Source organism: Prolixibacteraceae bacterium (assembly GCA_019720755.1).
GTDB lineage: Bacteria > Bacteroidota > Bacteroidia > Bacteroidales > Prolixibacteraceae > Halosquirtibacter > Halosquirtibacter laminarini.
In genome coordinates this window covers 902,750-921,715 of sequence record CP081303.1, presented here as the reverse complement: position 1 = coordinate 921,715, position 18,966 = coordinate 902,750, and the positions used below count along the sequence as shown (strand labels likewise).

Genomic DNA, 18,966 nt, shown 5'->3' with positions numbered 1-18,966 from the left:
TAATTCCTAGCCAAGGGAATCATGTAAATACGGTGTTATTCATCTTCTATTGGCTATAGGATGGATTGTTTGGAACCAGCCCTATACTTCCTAGAAAATCAATGGCTGCTGCTTTTGCATTATAATCTCGCCCATTGATTTCATGGGATGCTTTGATCGTTTCGACAAAAGGGGTTTTATCCTCCACATACATTAAATAGTGAATAGACAATAGCGCAAGATCATTATTAGAATCCATACAGTAACTTTTAAGTAATAACTCAGCCTTTCTATTCTTCCACTGATTGTATGCAATAGCAGCTGCAGTGATTGCTACAGGTGCATATGGATCTTCTATTGCTTTCAGAATATCAGCTCTGCAAGAATTCAAGTCAGACTTCGATTGAGATCTTAGTCCTACCGATGCCCAGTAACGAACAACCTTATTAGGATCAGAAAGATTCTTTGCCTGTTTTTGAGCAATCTTAGCCCCTCTCTCTCCTGACATCCAAGCACCCTTGCCTATCTCTTTGATAGCATACTCTTTTTCCATTCGATAAGCATAGGGAGGAATGTTTTTCGCCACCATGTTCAGTTCATATTCTGGCAACAACAGAACATCACGAGATTGCAACATCTCTTTTTTCAACTGCTTTCTCATCCGCTTCACCATCTTTTGGTGTTCAGGGTCATCAATCAGGTTAACCAACTCCCATCTATCCTCTTCGATATTATATAACGACTCTGAGGGCCTCGGTTCAAACAACCTTTTTTGCACCTCATTCAGTTGTCCTTGTTTGTAGTCCGTTCGCATCTGTTGTTTTATGTCGCCAATCTCCATATAGCGAATATATCTCGCCTCGGGCATAAAAGGCATAAAATTCTTAGTGTAGACATATTTTCCATTGGTTACCGTACGAACCATATCTATCCCATTATCGGATCTATCCGAAGAGAGTATCAAGTGGTCTGTATTTGGAGATCGCTGGTTGCCCATCAAGATTCGCCCTTTCAGGTAATCAGGACATTCTCCTCCTGCAAGACTGATGAGTGTTGGGGCTAAATCCTCAAAACTAATCAGTTCATCCGAGACCACACCTCCTGTTCCCCAAGGAGATAGATGTTCATATTTTTCAGGAAACCATACTACAAATGGGACACGATATCCTAAGTTGATGCCATTGGTTTTCCCCCTAGGAATACCTTCCCCATGATCTGCATAGAAGAATATGATGGTATTCTCTTTCAAACCATCTTTCTCTAGACGTTGAAGCAGCTTGTTTATCTTACTATCGGTTAATTTAATGGAGTTGTAAACACGTGCAAACTGTTTGCGCATTGCTGGGGAATCCTTATAGAAGGGAGGCATATCAAACTCATTTTCACCAATAGGGTTCTTTACATTCTTCAAAACATGGTCTTCATACCACTCATATGTATTGGTCATCGTCCTGGATTGGTGTGAATCCATAAAATTGTAAACTGCAAAAAAGGGTTGCCCCTTCGCTCTTTTCCACCATCCTGCATTGGGAGAGCTCTCATCCCAACATGCTGCAATAAACGCTCTCTCATTCTTTACATTGTAATCCGTTTTGCTATTATTGCTCGTGTAGTACCCTTGTTTTTGAAGATAGTAGGGAAACCCTTTGATATAATCAGGAATAGGAATAGCACTTCGATGGTTTCCTGTTCCCGTTTCATACGTCTTAACTCCTGTTATAATAGCAGTACGACTAGGAGAACATACTGTTCCTGTAGAAAAAGCATTATTAAATAGCACACCCTCTGAAGCAAGTTTATCAATAGCAGGGGTTTGTGCATCCTTATTTCCATAGCAACCTATAAACTGGGGAGAGGTATCTTCAATGGTGATCCATAGAATATTTGGCTTCTCTTGCGCAATAAGTTGGAATGACCATATCCAAATGATGGTCAACATAAATAGTCTCATACAGTTTGTCGTTTTATAGAATTAATGTGTTGCCAACAAAATAAGAATAATACAAGAATCTTCAGAATAATAAAATATAATTTCAAATTACTGCGATACAATAGTTTCACGAGTTTTGATAAATTCGAAGAATTGTACATATATTAGGACAAATAATGAATAGACTAGACCGATTAACAAGCATTCTTATTCAACTTCAATCCAAGAGGATCTCTACTGCTGGGGAGATAGCCAAACGGTTCGAAGTATCCACTAGAACAATCTACAGAGATATTCATTAATGTGTTGCCAACAAAATAAGAATAATACAAGAATCTTCAGAATAATAAAATATAATTTCAAATTACTGCGATACAATAGTTTCACGAGTTTTGATAAATTCGAAGAATTGTACATATATTAGGACAAATAATGAATAGACTAGACCGATTAACAAGCATTCTTATTCAACTTCAATCCAAGAGGATCTCTACTGCTGGGGAGATAGCCAAACGGTTCGAAGTATCCACTAGAACAATCTACAGAGATATTCAAACATTGAGACTGGCAGGGATTCCTATAGGAGAAGAAGAGGGAAAAGGTTACTTTATTGTGGATGGATATCGGTTGCCTCCTGTGATGTTGACCATAGAAGAGGCAAGAGCACTGATTACTACAAGTAAAATTCTACAATACCACGCAGAAGATTCACTAAAGAGAAATTATGAGTCTGCCCTATTAAAGATCAAGTCAATCCTGTCGCTTCACGACAAAGATAAATTGGAGTTGTTAGACTCACGAATCGGTTATCACAAACCTTGGGCTCCAACCAGTTTGTATTTAGATGAAATACAACATGCCATCACCGAAAGCATGAAAGTGAAGATCAGATACCAAGCACGTGATCCCCAACAGATCACAGAACGAACAATACGACCTTATGCCGTATACTTTAGTGGTGCGGTTTGGTCCACGATCACCTATTGCGAATTAAGGGGTGAATTAAGAGAGTTTCGTTTGGACAGAATTCTGGAGTTTGAACTACTCGAATCTCACTTCTTACTAGATAAAACATTTAAAATGGAACGCTATCTAGAAGAGCGTACCAAAAAATTATATAGACCCCTGACAGAGGGCTGTCAGTAGGACCCTCTATTTTTGTACCATAAACCATCGGAACATACCTCTTCTATATTGTTACACTTTATAAGAGGAGGGTTCCATAACAAAATATGATAAGATATGCGTGCAAAAAAAATTACCCTACAGAACAACCAAGTAGAGATCCAATACATAGAGAAAGGGCAAGGAGAAATCTCCTTACTATTTATTCATGGTTGGTGTATTGATAAATCCTATTGGAGTCATCAAATAGATTATTTCTCCAAACAGTATCATGTGTATGCATTAGATCTTCCCGGTTTTGGTGGATCAAAAGCGGAGAGAGAGGAGTGGTCCATAGAGGCATATTCTGAAGATATAAAGGCATTTATCCATGAGCTAAAGATGAAAAACATTGTAGTCATCGGACACTCTATGGCTGGAGAAATCATGCTTCAAACAGCACTATCCAATAATCCCAACATCATTGGTATCGTTGGTATCGACAACTTCAAACTAATAGATGTCGTATTTCCTAAAGAACAACTAGAGCAGTTTGATGAATTCTTTGAGATGCTAAAAAAAGATTTCAAAAACACGGCACCACAATATGCCGATATGGCGCTGTTCTCTCCTACCACCACCCAAGAGGTTAAAGATCGTGTAAAAAGAGATTTCTCCGAGAGCGATTCACATGTAGGATATGAAACCTGCATGAAACAGATGGAGTTCCTAATGCATGACGCTCCTAAGTTAGAAAAGCTAAACTACAAACTGCATCTGATCCATAGTGATGCGACTCCTACGAATATAGAGGGACTTAATGATCACTGTAAAGAGAATTTTAATATTGAGGTCATTCCCGCTACAGGCCACTATCCTATGATAGAAAAACCCGAAGCATTTAATATGATACTAGAAAAGATATTACTAGAGATCACAACGAACAAATAGAGATAGACATTAAGACGTGGATTCAAGCGACAAATGCAATCCTATCATGGAGGTGCGTTAAAGTGGATTTAAAAAGAAAAGGAGCACAAACAGATCCCCTATTTTAGTCTTTTGCCAACGAATCGCAAAGAACTAAATCGTTTCCAATTATGACACCTCTTTAGACTAAGTTCTGTGGTTGTATTTACAGACAAGACACTCCTCTCACCAAGGCTTCATATCGAGGATGAAGTCTTTGAGAGAGGAGTGTTTCTGCTTGTAGAACTTTATGGCTCTTTTCTTTATAAAAGAGAATAAATCCAATCATCGAGTAATCTAAAAACTTATAGTTTGGATCATAGTCATCCATGATACTCTTGGCAATACGATGAAGGTCTATACTAAAACAATTACTGTATTGATATATAACCCAATAGATTATTTCGACAATATTTAACCACACTAGTATTCCAGTCTCCTCAATAAATTGCCTTCGAAGTCTTTTCTCATCACTATAGAGTTCACCAAACTTGAACAAAGAGGCGTCAAAAAAGGTATACTACTATATCAAAACAAATGAATCACAAAGCATGTTCTTTTAGAAGTTCATAATGCTTTTATTCGATTCTATCATCAGATATTCGACCTGAACATTTTTTCTTAAACACGAAAAGCAAAACAGCTTAGATTTGTAGGAATCATTAAACAAGAATCAAATATGAAGCATATATTTTTTGTAGCAATTCTTAGTGTTATCAGCATCGCTGCTTCGGCTCAATCAAAGTTGATCGGATCATGGCATACTGGTGACCAAAATACGGTGATAAAAATTGAAGCCCAGGATGGAGATTATATAGGCAAAATGATCTCTTCAGACAATCCCAAAGCAAGGGTTGGGGAGATTATATTAAAAAATATTAAAGTCAAAAAAGAGGCATGGACTGCGAAGCTATATGCTCCAAAACGTGATGCATGGTATGATGTAGATTTACATAAAAAGGATAACAAACTAGAGATTAGGATCTCGGTTGGGTTCTTTAGTAAAACCTTAAATTGGACTAAAATAGACACAGAATAGGTCTAACCATATAGATTCGTACAGAGGTATAATACATGAGTCATGTCCCAAAAAAAGAACTAGTTACAATAGGTATGGCCATTTTAGACTTTGTAGAAGGAGCCAATATCCCTTTCATTACGTTGTCAATTTGAGAATAAACAAAAGTGTCATTTTAAATAAATAATCATGTTAGAGAAAATATTTCCAAAGACTGTAGACAATACTTACAAGGGGAAAAAGATCGCTTTATACTTTTTTTTCCTGATTACACTAATTACCGTCACTCGTAGCCTGATTCATATGTTTGCTTCCGATGGTGGGGCCCAAAGTATCGCCACCATTCCTATTGACAGCTACTCCACTCAAGCTACCCAAACCGTTATTTTGATCTTCTCTCTATGGGGATTATCACAACTTATTATGGGAATCTTCTATGGGGTTGTCTCGATAAGATATAGAAGTTTGGTTCCATTGATGTATATATTCCTCTTCATCGAATATTTGATGCGACTTATCTTAGGTATGATGAAACCGATTATCACAACCGGTACAGCACCTGGTGGAGTAGCAAACTATGTGATGATCGTCTTTTCATTGATTATGTTTATTTTATCCATTTACACCCCAAAATCGCCAAACAATGAATAGCAAATTAATAGTATCCATCGTAGTACTCCTAATACTTATCCTATGCTTTATGCCAAACATTCTACAAGCATTGGGTCTACACCCCAAATACAAGGGGAAGAAATACGACTTAGAGGGGAAAAGAGCACTCATCATCACCACGAGTCATGGGATATTAAACGCACCAGGCGAAACTACAGGAAAGCCTACAGGAGTATATGCCTCAGAGATGACCGTTCCTTATTATGAATTTACCGATGCAAAGATGGCTGTCGATATCGCAAGCATTCAAGGTGGGGAGATACCTATCGAAAAACAATCGCTTAATTGGTTTATCCGAACCAAAGCAGACAAACGCTTTCTGAAAGATTCTCTTTTCCAAAATAAGGTAAAACATTCCATGAAAATAGACCACATCGATTTTACACAGTACGATGTGATCTTCTTCGCTGGAGGTTGGGGAGCAGCCTACGATCTAGGATACTCCACAATATTGGGAGAGAAGATAAGTGATGCATATAAGGATAGCCCTGCAATTTTCGGTAGTGTATGTCACGGAGCCTTAGGATTTATTCAAGCAAAAGATAGCGTAGGCAACGCACTTATCGAAGGTCGAATTATGACAGGAGTGACAAATAAACAGATCAAAGAGTTGAAAGTGACCTTCACCCCTATGCATCCAGAAGAGGAGCTAATAATGGCTGGGGCCGACTATAAAAGCAATACGGCTTTTATGGATCTCTTTGCCAACCTTACTGTGATCGATTCAGAAAAACGCTTTGTAACAGGACAAAATCAAAATGCTGGACACGAAGTGGCACAAAAGATAATGGGATTATTACAATCATCTCATTAAAAGACAAAAATATACCCCCCTACATAGTTTATAATTATTGTTTATTATCGTTGTTATAGGAGTCCTTTTTTGGACTCTTATAATAACAACCAATCTACCTCCCCTAAAAAGGTTTGCCTCTTTCGTTAGCTTATGCTTGGCAGATATCTTTTCCAATTATTTAAGACAGAAGTCCAAATGACATCCCCCATGATCACAATTTCATACCTTAATGTTATTGTATCATAAAAGATCTACTGAACATTTCTATTTCATGGATAGTTTTTCTTAAAATAGCTACATAGAATGGGAGAATCTACTTTTTCACACGACAAGAAGAACCTCCTTTTACAATAACTTGGACTCACAAATAAGACGCAATAAGAAAAATATGGATAAAAAGAAAGATTGGTATCATGCAGTGAAGAGAGTCGTTTTGGTTTCGGTATATGCCATTTTTGTAATGCAATTGGTTCAATTCACCATGCCAGATGATATTGAATTCAATCCACCTTTTCCCAAAGCTATTTTCGGCTTATTATACCTACTATTCTTTAACTTAAGCACCGAAGGCAATCTTTTTTTGGATCGATACTTAAATAGAAAGCTCCCTTGGTTTGATAACCCTCGAAAAAGGTTGATCATTCAATTGTTAACAATACTTGGGTGGTCGTTTTTATCTATTGTCATTCCATTTACGATCTGGTACTATATCAATGGAAAATATTTAGCATATCCCCCTGCTACTGTCATCATTTTTATAGGGGCATTCGTACTACTTCTTGGATGTATCAGCATCTCTATGGCTATGAATTTCTTCAAACAGTGGCAAATCTCCCTATTGGATGCAGCACACTACAAAGAGGAAAGACTAAAGGCTGAATATAAGATCTTACAAAATCAAGTCAACCCACACTTTCTTTTTAACTGCCTGAATGTATTAATCTCCGAAATAAAACACGATCCCGAAACAGCGATCTCATTTACGAGAAAAATGTCTAAAGTATATCGCTACGTACTTCAAAGTAAGAACTACGATCTCATCTCGCTTAGAAAAGAGTTAGAATTTATCGACTCTTTTATTTTCCTTCATAAAGTGAGAATTGGTGATGCTTTGGACTACTCATGTAAGGTGCCAGAAAACTTTCTAGACAAAGAGGTTCCTCCTCTAACCCTGCAGATACTTCTTGAGAATGCCATCAAACACAATATTGCAAATATCGATCAAGTTTTACATATTGCTATTGAGACACAAGGAACCAATCAGTTAATCGTACGAAATAGCTTACAACTCAAAGAAAATATAGATTCAACACACACAGGGCTATCCAATCTGATCAAACGCTTCGAACTTCTAAACCAAGGAACACTAAAGATCGAACAAACAGAGACAGAATTCATCATCTTCATTCCACTAATAGAGGCATAATATGGCTATAAAAACACTGATAATAGAAGACGAAATACCAGCTCAACGACTGCTCAAAGAGACACTTCAAGAGATAGAGATTGAGACAGAAGTGGTAGGATGCCTTAGCAGTAACCAAGCTGCCATAAAGTGGCTACGTAATAATAAACATCCCGAAGTGATCCTATTAGACATTCAACTATCCGATGGGAAGAGCTTCGAGATTTTTAAACATATCCAAGTAGAGAGCATGATCCTCTTTACCACCGCCTACGATGAATATACCCTACAAGCATTCAAAGTAAATAGCTTAGACTACCTACTAAAACCGATAGAAAAAGAGGAGCTACAAGCAGCACTCGAGAAGTATCTTCAGTATAACAAACAGTTTATTCAACAGAAAAATGCTTCCATTGACTATAATGAGATGGCATCTATAATACAGAATAAACATAACGATTACAGAAAACGATTTCTTATTCAGTCTAACGAATCTTTCTTCTTTCTACCTATGGAACAAATTGCCCTATTCTACAGCAGCCATGGGGTAACCTTTGCTGTCACCTTCGAAAAGAGAGAGTACCCCATAAACCACTCATTAGAGAGTTTAAAAGACCAACTAGATCCTAGTTGTTATTTTAAAATAAACAGGCAAGTCGTTGTCAATATCGAAGCCATCAAAAGAGTACATTACTATTTTAATGGAAAACTCAAACTAGAAACAGAACCGACACACCATATGGATATCGTTGTTGGCAAGGATAAGGCAGCCATATTCAAACGATGGCTTGATAGATAAGACCTAGGGGGCTATTAAACGTGAGATATATTAGGATTCATAGCATTTGATGTTAATTATACATTTTTTTCTAATCAATTTAATATATTTGATATATGTCTTTTATAAAAGACAGACACAAAACCTTACAAACGAATCGTTCCTATGTACGAATTTAAAGTAACGAAAGCCCATATTAATTCTCGTTGGATTTTTACAACATTGGCGCTTGGTATTTTCACAATTCTTGGATTGTTACCACTATTCTTAGTTGACTACCTCCCGAAAAAAGTTGTATTATTACTGCAAGTATCTGACATTCACAATATAATATATGTGTAAAAACGAGGAAAGCTAGATTAAAAATGTTATTTTAAGTGTGAAAACATAATCATTTAAAACCTAGCTCATGAACAAGATACTTACAAAACAAATACAGAACAAGTTAAGTCTATATTTTTGTAAATTAAATAGTCATTTAACCAAACCAGAATTACGTTGTACACGTGAGATAACAACAGGTATTCTTAAGACAGGGTCTGTTATTATCAATCAAATAGCAACAGCTATAGGGGATTCTATAGACAAACAACAAACGACCAAAAGGCTTCGGAATCATTACAATAAAAAAGGTTTCTTTTTAAAACTTCTTAGAGGCCATATGGATTGTGTGTCAGATACAATTCATGAAGGAGACTACATTCTATTTGATGGATCAGATATTCAAAAGAAATATGCTAAGACCATGGAAGGTCTGGATTTTGTAAAAGATGGAGATGAGAAAAATAAGGTTGGATTAGGTTATTGGCTTATGAATGTTGTACATATTGATAAGGCCAATAAGATGACACCTTTGTATAATAAGCTGTACAGTTTCGATCATGGAGCCAAGAGTGAAAATAATGAAGCAATCGAAGCATTAAAAGAAGTAGATAATGCTATTTATAAGAATGTAACTTGTGTGTTTGATCGAGGATTTGATCGTCAGATTATTAAGGATTATGTTGTTAGTCAACAAAATAACTTCATAATCAGATTGAAAAAGAATACCAAATTAATATACAAAGGCAAAGAAACTACTGTATCTACAATTGGGAAAAAGATTCCATTCTTCATGGAATTAACTGCCAATAAAAGAGGCAAAAACAAAAGTAAAAAGATAAACTTTGAGTGTGGTGCTGTTAAGGTTAAATATAGAATAAAGCAGAGGGAATTTGAGCTATGGCTTGTTGCTACAAAACGCAAATCAGGAGGGAAATGTTGGTTATTAACCAATTCACCTAAGCATACAATAACAGAAGTTATTAGGGAAGCTTTTCAAGCATATGGCTTTCGTTGGAAAATAGAAGAATACCATAGACATATCAAATCAAGCTATGATTTAGAGAATATACAAATAAAGAAGTTTGATGGACTGCAATGCATGTTGGCAATTTTAACCATTGCAATGGGAATCCTTTATAACACATTAGAGTCCATGCATCTAAGGTTGTTGCTAGATAGCAAAATTAAGATACTTGATAAAAACAAGGTATCTGAACTCAGAAATTTTATCTATTATAAGATAAGTACGATAATTAAAATTTTATTGGCAAATGTTTACACAAAACATATAATACAGAGTAAACAGACACAAGTAGACGTAGGACAAATGAGACTCAATCTAGATTTCTGACTAAAAAAACGGGAGGTAGCCAAACTATTCTTAGGTACCCCCATTTATCTTCTTATTACCCTACCTATCATAACAGTGATAAACGTTTTTAGCATCATGGGAAACCTGGATGTACAAAGAGAGCGCCTTATTGTGGAGGAAGATAAGCTAACCTCTTACGGTTATTTTAAACCCCAAAAGAGAGAGCTATACTTTGATGAAATTAAAGGTTGTCGAGAAAACCCTGGATATCTTCTATTAATTCCTAAAGACAAACAAAAAAAGAGGATTAAGGTCAACAGAGGAGTCGTAGGCTATGATAATCTATTCTCTTGGATTAGCCAGACATTTGAAGCGTGCGATGTAATCGAGCAACGGGAGGTTGAACAGAAAAAGTTAAACGAAAAGAAAAATGCGCCAATTAAAGAGATAAATCAAGAAAAACTAGCCCTTGCTAAAAAAACAGCCATAGTTATCAATACACTTGGAGCCATTTCTTTAATCTGGGGCATGATATCAGACATGTCTGACTATGCGATTTTTGCGATTCTTGCAATTCCTTTCATTGCGATTTTTGCAATCCTATATTTTGAAGGATACATCCAAATGATTTACGGTGAATGTGAATTTCCTTCTGTAATTTTTGCCCTTGTCTTTTCATCTATTGCAATGATAACTGGTGCAGTGGGGAAATACAACATCTATGAATATTCTAATGTTTGGCTAAAAACAAGTCTCGTAGTGTTATCTCTGCTAATCCTACTTATTATAGGAAGGAATCAGATCACACTTATGTTTAAAAAACTTAGAGATTATGGCTCGATTTTACTCATTACATTTCTGTTTTTTCTATATAGTTTTGGGGCAGTCTTCTATATTAATTGCCGCTACGATAACACAACACCACAACACTATATCTTGAGAATCACAGAAAAAGGTAAAAATAGATCAAAGAGCGTGACCTTTTACAATCTAAAAGTATCAAACTGGGGACCTAAAAACAGGCTCTTTCCAAACTTTGGTGGGTAATCCTAAAAAGAGCGATAATGTTTGTTGATTTTTCTAAAATCTAATTTACCTGTGATCAAGTATATCATCGTAATAAAATTCTCTGTTTTTCTAAACCCACGTGCTCTTCTTTTTGCGGATTGGACAATAGAATTAAGGCCTTCTAAAATTCCATTGTTAAGTTTAGTATCCATCCACTTAACGATTCCATTCCAATGATTTTTTATTGTTTTAGCCACCTTCTTATTGGGTTCTAATCTTGAGTGTGTTGCCCAATAATACCATTGTTTCAATAAGCATTCGAACTCTTCAATCGTATTAGCATAGGAATAAATATCTTGGAAACTTTCTCTTATGCGTAATGCTCTAAAACTTTTTAATTTACTATGAGATATCTTTAGATCATTAAAAGACTCCTCTTGCTTTTTTGTGTAATTGTCTTGATTACTTAAAAACAAATATCGGTGACCTTTTAAACACTCTTCTTCCTTACATTCAGTGCGTCGAACACTATCCACTGCTTCATTGATAAGTTTCATAATATGAAATTTATCAAATGTAATAGATGATTTAGGTAGATGCTTTTGTACCCCGCTAATAAAGGAGGGTGACATATCACAACTAACTTGTTTGATACAATCTGATTCTATTGGCATGTCTTCTTCTTTCTTATGAGGGATAATCTCACAAAATGAAGCAATCGTGTCAGACCCTTTTCCTTCCGAGACATGTACAGTTCTTCGTTCCTTTAAATCGACAAATAGTGTTACGTAATTATGGCCCTTTTTACATGAAGTCTCGTCAATACCAACCACTTCTAGATCAGTAAAATCTTCAGTAGACCTAGATTTATCAACATAGATACCTGTAAGCTTCGATACTTTATGTACTGGCATATTACTAAGTAATGGTAATAAGAGCGCCTCAAATAGTAGTGTAAAACCACTCACTGTTCCCTCCCAACTCATAGGTAAGGTGACAACTCTATCAGATCTTGTTATTACTCTTGATACTTTAGCTATTATGAAACATTCATTTTCAAAGAAATTCAAATGCTGCGAACGTTTCTCTCTTGTATCATGTACACTTAGATCACATTCACCATCATAACTAAATTTAGATCCTCTTGTAAAAGAAACATGAACATCTAGTCGTTTATTGGCTGTGTCAAAATCTAAATAATCAATATAAAATGGACTTTCAATATGCAAGGCGGCTGTAAATAAGTAACTACTCAGGTTCATTTATAGTTTAGCCTCCATTCGCTAAAGAATGGAGGTTCAGAAAATATATAATGTGTAAATTATTTTATTGCCAACTGACCTTAAGATGGTTTTGAGATAACCAATGAGCAATCATTCTCACTACACTCTTTCCTTGTTTTTTAAGTGTATCAACAATAGAGCGTAACATGGCATACCTTTGGGCTCCTTCTTCTGTTCGATAACCTGCAGATACTTTTTGTTTTATTTTAATATTACGTATTGACCTTTCGGATGCATTGTTGTCAAAAGGAACTTCGTAATACTCTAAGAAAGTAAACACACTATCAATCCTTTTAATTAATCGACTCCGTAATGTCTTGATCTCATCTAGCTGATCGTCATACTCGTCATTTTTCAACAGCAATAAAAGCTGTTCTTTAAATATTGATTTGTCTTTTAAAGGATATTGGTTCTCGGCTGATTCTCTCTTTAATTTCATGGCTTTATAGAATATATTCAAAATATCCTCTGCCCAACTGTTATTCGTTTGTTGTTTAATATAGATTAATTCTCGTTGTAAATGTGCTAAACATAGTTGATAATGTTTGGCTGGAGTTTTTAATTGCGAAGCATAACAGTCACTGACTAAGGTCGCATTAATAAATCCTTTTTTAAAATTTTCTACGACAACTTTATACCCTCTAGACTTATTGGCTGTAATGAATGTTACCTCATGATTTTGCCATACCCACATCCATCCTTTGCCTCCATTGATCTTGCAACCTGTTTCGTCTGAGCCAACTACACTGGATTTGGATATCGATTCACGAAGTGATTCATATAAAGGAGTCATCACCTCTTGGGCTTTATTTAAAATATTAGTAATAGTCCCATCTCCAATTTTAAATGATGTTATCTCTTCCACTAGTGAACCAATACGGTTTAAAGGGATATAATGTTCAACATACAAGCTTACAATTAGTGAACGTAAATGAGAACCGTATTGGACAGGTGCTTTTATATTCGAGGGCATAGAACCTTTGTGTAGTTGACCACAACTGCATCTATTTTCATAAAGACGATGCTCCGTGCAGATTTGTTCAAGAACAGGTGGTATGTCAAAAACCTGACGTTTGCATAACAAGCTAGCGTCTTCTTGATTTAATGTATTACCACACTGACACGTCGATGTAGGATAATATGACTCTATGCTTGTTGGGAAATCACTCTGTTGAAATGTCGATCCTTTATGGTTGGGTTGACCTCCGGATTTCCTAGTGGATTTATTTCGAAGTGATTGATTTTTCTTTACTGTATGTAAATCTCTTGAAGGTGGAAAACTACTATTACTACTGTTTTTATGATTACGCGATAGTTTGTCTTCTAGATCCTTTACTTTTTCATGAAGCATAGTATTCTCTTGTGACAAAGCTTGAACTCGTGACATCACTCTGTCTAGCTCTTTCAGTAATGTCTCAACCTGCTTCTTTAAAGCTTGATTCTCTCGTTCTAAACGATCTATTGTTATCATGATTACAAAGATTCATTGATCTTGACAAATTAGAAAATAATATAACAGAAAGTAATCAACAATACGGCCTATTATTATTAACAATCATCACTAAAACAACGTGTTTGGAACTTTTGTGTGATTATTATACTCAAAAAGAACCTGAGTAGTTACAAAATAAAAGCAATGCATCAAGATATATACGCAAAATGTGGATGAACCATAAAAAGATCACAACTCTTAACTGTCACACATATAGCATATTACACCATATGCATTTTGTACCTATCCCAAGATATAAGATTAAATAAAATAATTTTGATGGTTTATTTATAGTTTTGATGTACTATAAATAACGTAGATATGAACAACCTATTTAAATTATATTATATATTTGAAACAATATTAATAAACATAAAATTACAAATAATTACAAATTTAAGCGATAGGTGTAAGTAATGATTTTGTGTTGTTATTTAAAAAACAAATGCAGTTCCTTATGTTATAAGAAGTTTAAGAAATTATAACCAAGAAGACAGTATTAGGGATGATCTAGAAGATTTATTTTCGACAGGGAAATTGCATTTAAGTAATTAATAAATATTGTTATCTTTGCTACATTAGTTATGGCATATTCTGCCTTTTACATTCTGTATTATTATTCAAGGGAGATGTCCCTTTCTAAAAAAAACATGAGTGAAGCAATAGTAAATAATTATGATAATAAGTTTGCTCTTTATTTCCTTCCATTAGAAGATCCTCGAAGAATACAAAAAGGCAATTTTATGTACCCACTTATAGAAGTTCTATTTCTTTCATTGTCAGCTATATTAAGTGGTTTTAAAACCAATGAAGATATTGCACAATTTGGAGAGCTTAAAATCGATTGGCTCAGAAAATTTTATCCGTACGCATCAGGGATTCCATCACACGATACCATTGGTCGAGTATTTAGACATTTAGATTCTTCTCTCTTTAACGAGTGTTTTATCAAGTGGTCTTCAAGCTTAACAAAGCTTACATCTAATCAAGTAATAGGTATTGATGGAAAGACCATTAAGGGATCTGCTAATGCAAAGAAGAATGCAATTCATGTTGTCTCTGCCTTTGCCTCAGATAATGGTTTATGTTTAGGACAGGTTACCACCAATAAAAAGAGTAATGAAATAACAGCCATTCCAGAATTGTTAGATCTTATTACTATCAAAGGCATGGTTGTTACAACAGATGCAATGGGCTGTCAAACTGAAATTGCAAATAAAATACTAGAAAAAGAAGGTGACTATATTCTACAAGTAAAAGGCAATCAGAAGAAAACTAAAGAGGAGCTTGATATTCAGTTTAATACAGATATTGTTTGTGATTCTAATATAACAGAAGACTTTGGTCATGGAAGAATTGAAACTCGTATTTGTGATGTAATAAATGACTTTGAAGATGCTCCTGTGTTGACCAAATGGAGAGGTATCCATAGTTTAATTAGAATAACAACCCAGACATTAGAATCTTCAACAAATAAAGAACGAAGTGATGTGAGGTATTACATATCCTCTTTAGATACAACAGCTGAGAGGTTTAATAAACTTATACGTTCACATTGGGCAATCGAAAATAATCTTCATTGGACACTCGATGTAAGCTTCAATGAAGATAAACAGCAGCGAAAAAAAGATCATGCAGCTGAAAATATGAATATGCTTTGTAAAATGGCTCTTAACATCTTAAAGTTGGATACGGAGAACAAAAAAACATTGAAATGGAAGAAAAATAGAGCAATATATGTCGATGAATATAGAGAAAAGCTTATCGCTCGTTCACAGACTTGTTAATTCTATCTAATATCCAACAAGTTATAAATGCAATTTCCCTGTTATTTTCGACCTTAGTTTAACGAATCATCTTTGTTAAAAAAATGTAATGTTCCATTTGTTCTTTGAATTCACAAGAGAATTAAGAAGCACTTTAAAAATATGTGACTGAACTTTGCATGAAATGTATAGAAGGTAAATCGAAGATTTTAGATAAGGTAACTACATATAGTTATTGTGATGAGTGATAACACTATAAAACACTCAAATTAATATTTAATAAATTATAAAATTATGAATTTAGAAAAAAACAATTCGTTTAGTGGATTTTCATCATTTGGGCACCTCTCAGAATTAATTAACTGATACTTAATATTGTAAATTACCTTATTGTTGTCATAATTAAGATCTTTCGGACTATGAGATATAAGACTATAGATAACGATATTTTATTTGATGACATTTTTAGGCTAGAGAGGTTACAGCAAATGGGAGATCCCTTGGAGCGATTAAATGACATTATCGATTGGGAAATTTTTCGACCGACATTGGAACTTATTTATGAGAAAGACCGAAAGAGTAATGCAGGAGCTTCATCATATTGCCCAATACTAATGTTCAAGATTTTAATATTACAACGGTACTATAATCTTAGTGATTTTCAAACAGAATATCAGATTCTAGACCGACATTCATTTAGTCGTTTTTTAGGTCTTGTTCGAAGTAGTGCTGTACCTGATGAAAAGACAATATGGCGATTTCGGGACAATATAACAAAGTTAGGACTTGAACGAGACCTCTTTGAACTTTTTAATGAGAAGTTAAATAATGAAGGACTATTAGTCTCAGAAGGGAAGATTGTTGATGCAAGTTTTGTGGAAGTTCCAAGGCAACGAAATAGTGAAGAAGAGAACAAACATATTAAAGAGAATGACTGTATTCCAGAGTCTTGGGAGTCTAATGTTCATAAAATAAGACAAAAAGATATAGATGCTCGTTGGGCTAAAAAAGGAAGTGAAACCTTTTATGGTTATAAGAATCACATCAAAATAGATGCAAAAAGTAAACTGATAGATGAGTACACCTCTTCTAGTGCAGAGCTTCACGACTCAAAAGTCATAGAACTTCTTATCGGAGACAAATCTGATGAGAATTGTGACTTTTATGCTGATAGTGCTTATACAGGAGAGAGATGTGAGGAAATTATTAAAAAGAGCGACATGAATAATAAAGTCAATGAAAAAGGAACCAGAGGAAATCCATTGACAGACCAGCAAAAAAAACGAAATAAAGAGAAGTCTAAAACAAGATCAAGAGTTGAACATGTCTTTGGTTTTATGGAATACAGTATGAATAAATTATATGTCAGAAGCATCGGTTTTAAAAGAGCAAGTACCATTATAGGGCTAATTAATCTTACTTACAACTTATTTAGATATGAGCAAATTAGACGATTACAACTAATGTAGGGATAGGTATGTCTAATCAATTAGTGAGCATGGTGTATTATCCTGATATTCAACGCTTAAGGTGTAACTAAAAATAGATAATTTTTCTTATCTCTATGAGGATACAGGCATTAGTTTGAAAAAAACGATTTTGAGAGGTTCCCATTTGTAGATGATGTATTAGAATCAGAAGAAATGCTATTAGTCGTTGGAGGCTGGGGTGAATCTATTATGGAAGATACTGTAATTAACTCTGGTCATGGTTGTGGTTGTTCTGGTGAAAGTACTCACAATTCAGGACACGGCTGCGATTGCAAGTAATAAATCAGCAATGTGAGACACTACCTCTGTTATTTATGACAGGGGTAGTATTTATTATATTCAATTTATATTCAATGAAAAAAAGTAAATACTTTGTAAAAGCAAGGGTGAGTAAAGGAAATGTTTTTTACAGCAGTGTAAAAAATAGCTATACTATTCTTAATAATAGACTGAGTGATGTATTCGAAAATAATGACATTAATTATATTCAACAATATGAAAAAGCTCTTTTTGAACAGTTATGCGAAAGTGGATTAATTATAGATGACGAAAAAGATGAGCTAAAAAATGCACATTTCTCTAGAATGTTGTCTAGGATGGATCGCAGTACATATCAGGTAAGTGTTAACACTACATTAGATTGTAATCTTGACTGTTGGTATTGCCATGAAAATAAGATAAAAGGAACAAAAATAACTAATGAGGTAATAGAATTAGTAGAGAAGAATATAAAAGCAACTTATGACTGTAATCCATATAAGGAATTAAAACTATCTTTTTTTGGTGGAGAACCTTTATTAAATATTAATAGTGTTAAATCATTAATTGAACTAACTTCTGAATTTTGTCGAGAACGAAAGATAGAACTATTACTTGATTTCACCACCAACGGAACATTAATTTCTAAAAGCTTTCTTACTTTCTTAGGTAAGTATAGAGTTATCTTCCAAATAACTCTAGATGGTAGTTCTGTAAGGCATGATGCAATTAGGAAAACAAATAATGGGAAAGGAACTTATGAAAAAATAATTTCTAATATGCATTTGATCCTTGAAAATATTGAAAACTCATACTTATGGGTAAGATTCAATTATGATGATGAATCTATACACGATTTGCCAAAAATATTAGACAAGATAGATGGTTTTAATCGAAAAAAATGTTCTTTAATAATTAGGAAAGTTTGGCAAGTTGATCATGAAAAGATCTCAAAAGAAACGATTCTTTCAACATTATTTTTAATATTAAAGCAAGGTTTTTTAGTTGATTACTACACATTACCTCATAATATACCATGTTTTGCTGAAAGACTAAATCAGGTGTTGATTAATTATGACGGAAAGGTCTTTAAATGCTCAACTCGTGATGATTTTAATGATGAAAATGCAGAAGGGACTTTTTATGAAAGTGGTCTGATCAAGTGGGACTTTGATCGATTGGCAAAAAAAATGGTTTTTTTTGGAGACGATACTTGTTACGAATGTAAACTTTACCCTGCCTGTTTCGGAAGATGCTCAGAAAAACATTTACAAAATAAAGATGGATTTGAATGTGTGTTGAAAAATTTAAACTTAAACATTGAAGAATTAGTTCTTTTTAACTTGAAATTAAAACAGTTACAACAAAAATTATATGTTTAA

General features: G+C 34.5%; 17 protein-coding genes. 13 read left to right on the top strand and 4 right to left on the bottom strand.

Features of this window, described 5'->3' with window-relative positions; translation table 11 throughout:
* Positions 1-46: 46 nt before the first annotated feature.
* On the bottom strand, positions 47-1,930 hold the full coding sequence (locus K4L44_03920) for a sulfatase (protein ID QZE14984.1): 1,884 nt from the start codon (positions 1,928-1,930) through the stop codon (positions 47-49).
* A gap of 155 nt (positions 1,931-2,085) precedes the next feature.
* Between K4L44_03920 and K4L44_03915 the strand changes: the two genes are divergently transcribed.
* The 3 genes from K4L44_03915 (at position 2,086) to K4L44_03905 (ending at position 3,964) form a co-directional block, all read left to right on the top strand.
* On the top strand, positions 2,086-2,211 hold the full coding sequence (locus K4L44_03915) for an HTH domain-containing protein (protein ID QZE14983.1): 126 nt from the start codon (positions 2,086-2,088) through the stop codon (positions 2,209-2,211).
* A gap of 130 nt (positions 2,212-2,341) precedes the next feature.
* On the top strand, positions 2,342-3,055 hold the full coding sequence (locus K4L44_03910) for a YafY family transcriptional regulator (GenBank protein QZE14982.1): 714 nt from the start codon (positions 2,342-2,344) through the stop codon (positions 3,053-3,055).
* Positions 3,056-3,151: 96 nt separating this feature from the next.
* On the top strand, positions 3,152-3,964 hold the full coding sequence (locus tag K4L44_03905; GenBank protein ID QZE14981.1) for an alpha/beta hydrolase: 813 nt from the start codon (positions 3,152-3,154) through the stop codon (positions 3,962-3,964).
* Between the two features lie 184 nt (positions 3,965-4,148).
* On the opposite strand, the gene K4L44_03900 is transcribed toward K4L44_03905, so the two are convergent.
* Positions 4,149-4,481 carry a hypothetical protein gene (locus K4L44_03900; protein QZE14980.1) on the bottom strand — a complete coding sequence of 111 codons (333 nt, stop codon included), beginning with the start codon at positions 4,479-4,481 and terminating at the stop codon, positions 4,149-4,151.
* A gap of 180 nt (positions 4,482-4,661) precedes the next feature.
* Here K4L44_03900 and K4L44_03895 point away from each other — a divergent pair, with 180 nt between their 5' ends.
* The 7 genes from K4L44_03895 to K4L44_03865 all read left to right on the top strand — a co-directional run bounded on the left by K4L44_03895 (position 4,662) and on the right by K4L44_03865 (position 11,334).
* Positions 4,662-5,021, top strand: coding sequence for a DUF2147 domain-containing protein (locus K4L44_03895; protein ID QZE14979.1), 360 nt, complete (start codon positions 4,662-4,664; stop codon positions 5,019-5,021).
* Positions 5,022-5,189: 168 nt separating this feature from the next.
* Positions 5,190-5,651, top strand: coding sequence for a hypothetical protein (locus K4L44_03890; GenBank protein ID QZE14978.1), 462 nt, complete (start codon positions 5,190-5,192; stop codon positions 5,649-5,651).
* The gene (locus K4L44_03885; GenBank protein ID QZE14977.1) at positions 5,644-6,486 is read left to right on the top strand and encodes a type 1 glutamine amidotransferase domain-containing protein; all 843 of its coding nucleotides are present in this window, start codon (positions 5,644-5,646) and stop codon (positions 6,484-6,486) included. The genes K4L44_03890 and K4L44_03885 overlap by 8 nt, the downstream gene beginning before the upstream one ends.
* A 370-nt stretch (positions 6,487-6,856) precedes the next feature.
* Positions 6,857-7,894: a histidine kinase gene (locus tag K4L44_03880; GenBank protein QZE14976.1), complete on the top strand. Its 1,038-nt coding sequence runs from the start codon at positions 6,857-6,859 to the stop codon at positions 7,892-7,894.
* Between the two features lies 1 nt (position 7,895).
* On the top strand, positions 7,896-8,672 hold the full coding sequence (locus K4L44_03875) for a LytTR family DNA-binding domain-containing protein (protein ID QZE14975.1): 777 nt from the start codon (positions 7,896-7,898) through the stop codon (positions 8,670-8,672).
* Positions 8,673-9,060: 388 nt separating this feature from the next.
* A complete protein-coding gene (locus K4L44_03870; protein QZE14974.1) occupies positions 9,061-10,326 on the top strand; it encodes a transposase in 1,266 nt (421 codons plus the stop codon).
* Positions 10,327-10,422: 96 nt separating this feature from the next.
* Positions 10,423-11,334 carry a hypothetical protein gene (locus tag K4L44_03865; GenBank protein QZE14973.1) on the top strand — a complete coding sequence of 304 codons (912 nt, stop codon included), beginning with the start codon at positions 10,423-10,425 and terminating at the stop codon, positions 11,332-11,334.
* 2 nt (positions 11,335-11,336) lie between these two features.
* Here the strand turns inward: K4L44_03865 and K4L44_03860 are convergent, their stop codons facing one another.
* Both K4L44_03860 and K4L44_03855 read right to left on the bottom strand, forming a co-directional pair.
* Positions 11,337-12,557 carry an ISL3 family transposase gene (locus K4L44_03860; protein QZE14972.1) on the bottom strand — a complete coding sequence of 407 codons (1,221 nt, stop codon included), beginning with the start codon at positions 12,555-12,557 and terminating at the stop codon, positions 11,337-11,339.
* Between the two features lie 64 nt (positions 12,558-12,621).
* Entirely contained in the window at positions 12,622-14,049 is a 1,428-nt protein-coding gene (locus K4L44_03855) for an IS66 family transposase (GenBank protein QZE14971.1), read from the bottom strand.
* Positions 14,050-14,720: 671 nt separating this feature from the next.
* On the opposite strand from K4L44_03855, the gene K4L44_03850 reads away from it, so the two are divergent.
* The 3 genes from K4L44_03850 to K4L44_03840 all read left to right on the top strand — a co-directional run bounded on the left by K4L44_03850 (position 14,721) and on the right by K4L44_03840 (position 18,966).
* A complete protein-coding gene (locus K4L44_03850; protein QZE14970.1) occupies positions 14,721-15,857 on the top strand; it encodes an ISAs1 family transposase in 1,137 nt (378 codons plus the stop codon).
* Positions 15,858-16,255: 398 nt separating this feature from the next.
* A complete protein-coding gene (locus K4L44_03845; GenBank protein ID QZE14969.1) occupies positions 16,256-17,305 on the top strand; it encodes an IS5 family transposase in 1,050 nt (349 codons plus the stop codon).
* Between the two features lie 374 nt (positions 17,306-17,679).
* Complete coding sequence (locus tag K4L44_03840; protein ID QZE14968.1) at positions 17,680-18,966, top strand: radical SAM protein; 1,287 nt, start codon at positions 17,680-17,682, stop codon at positions 18,964-18,966.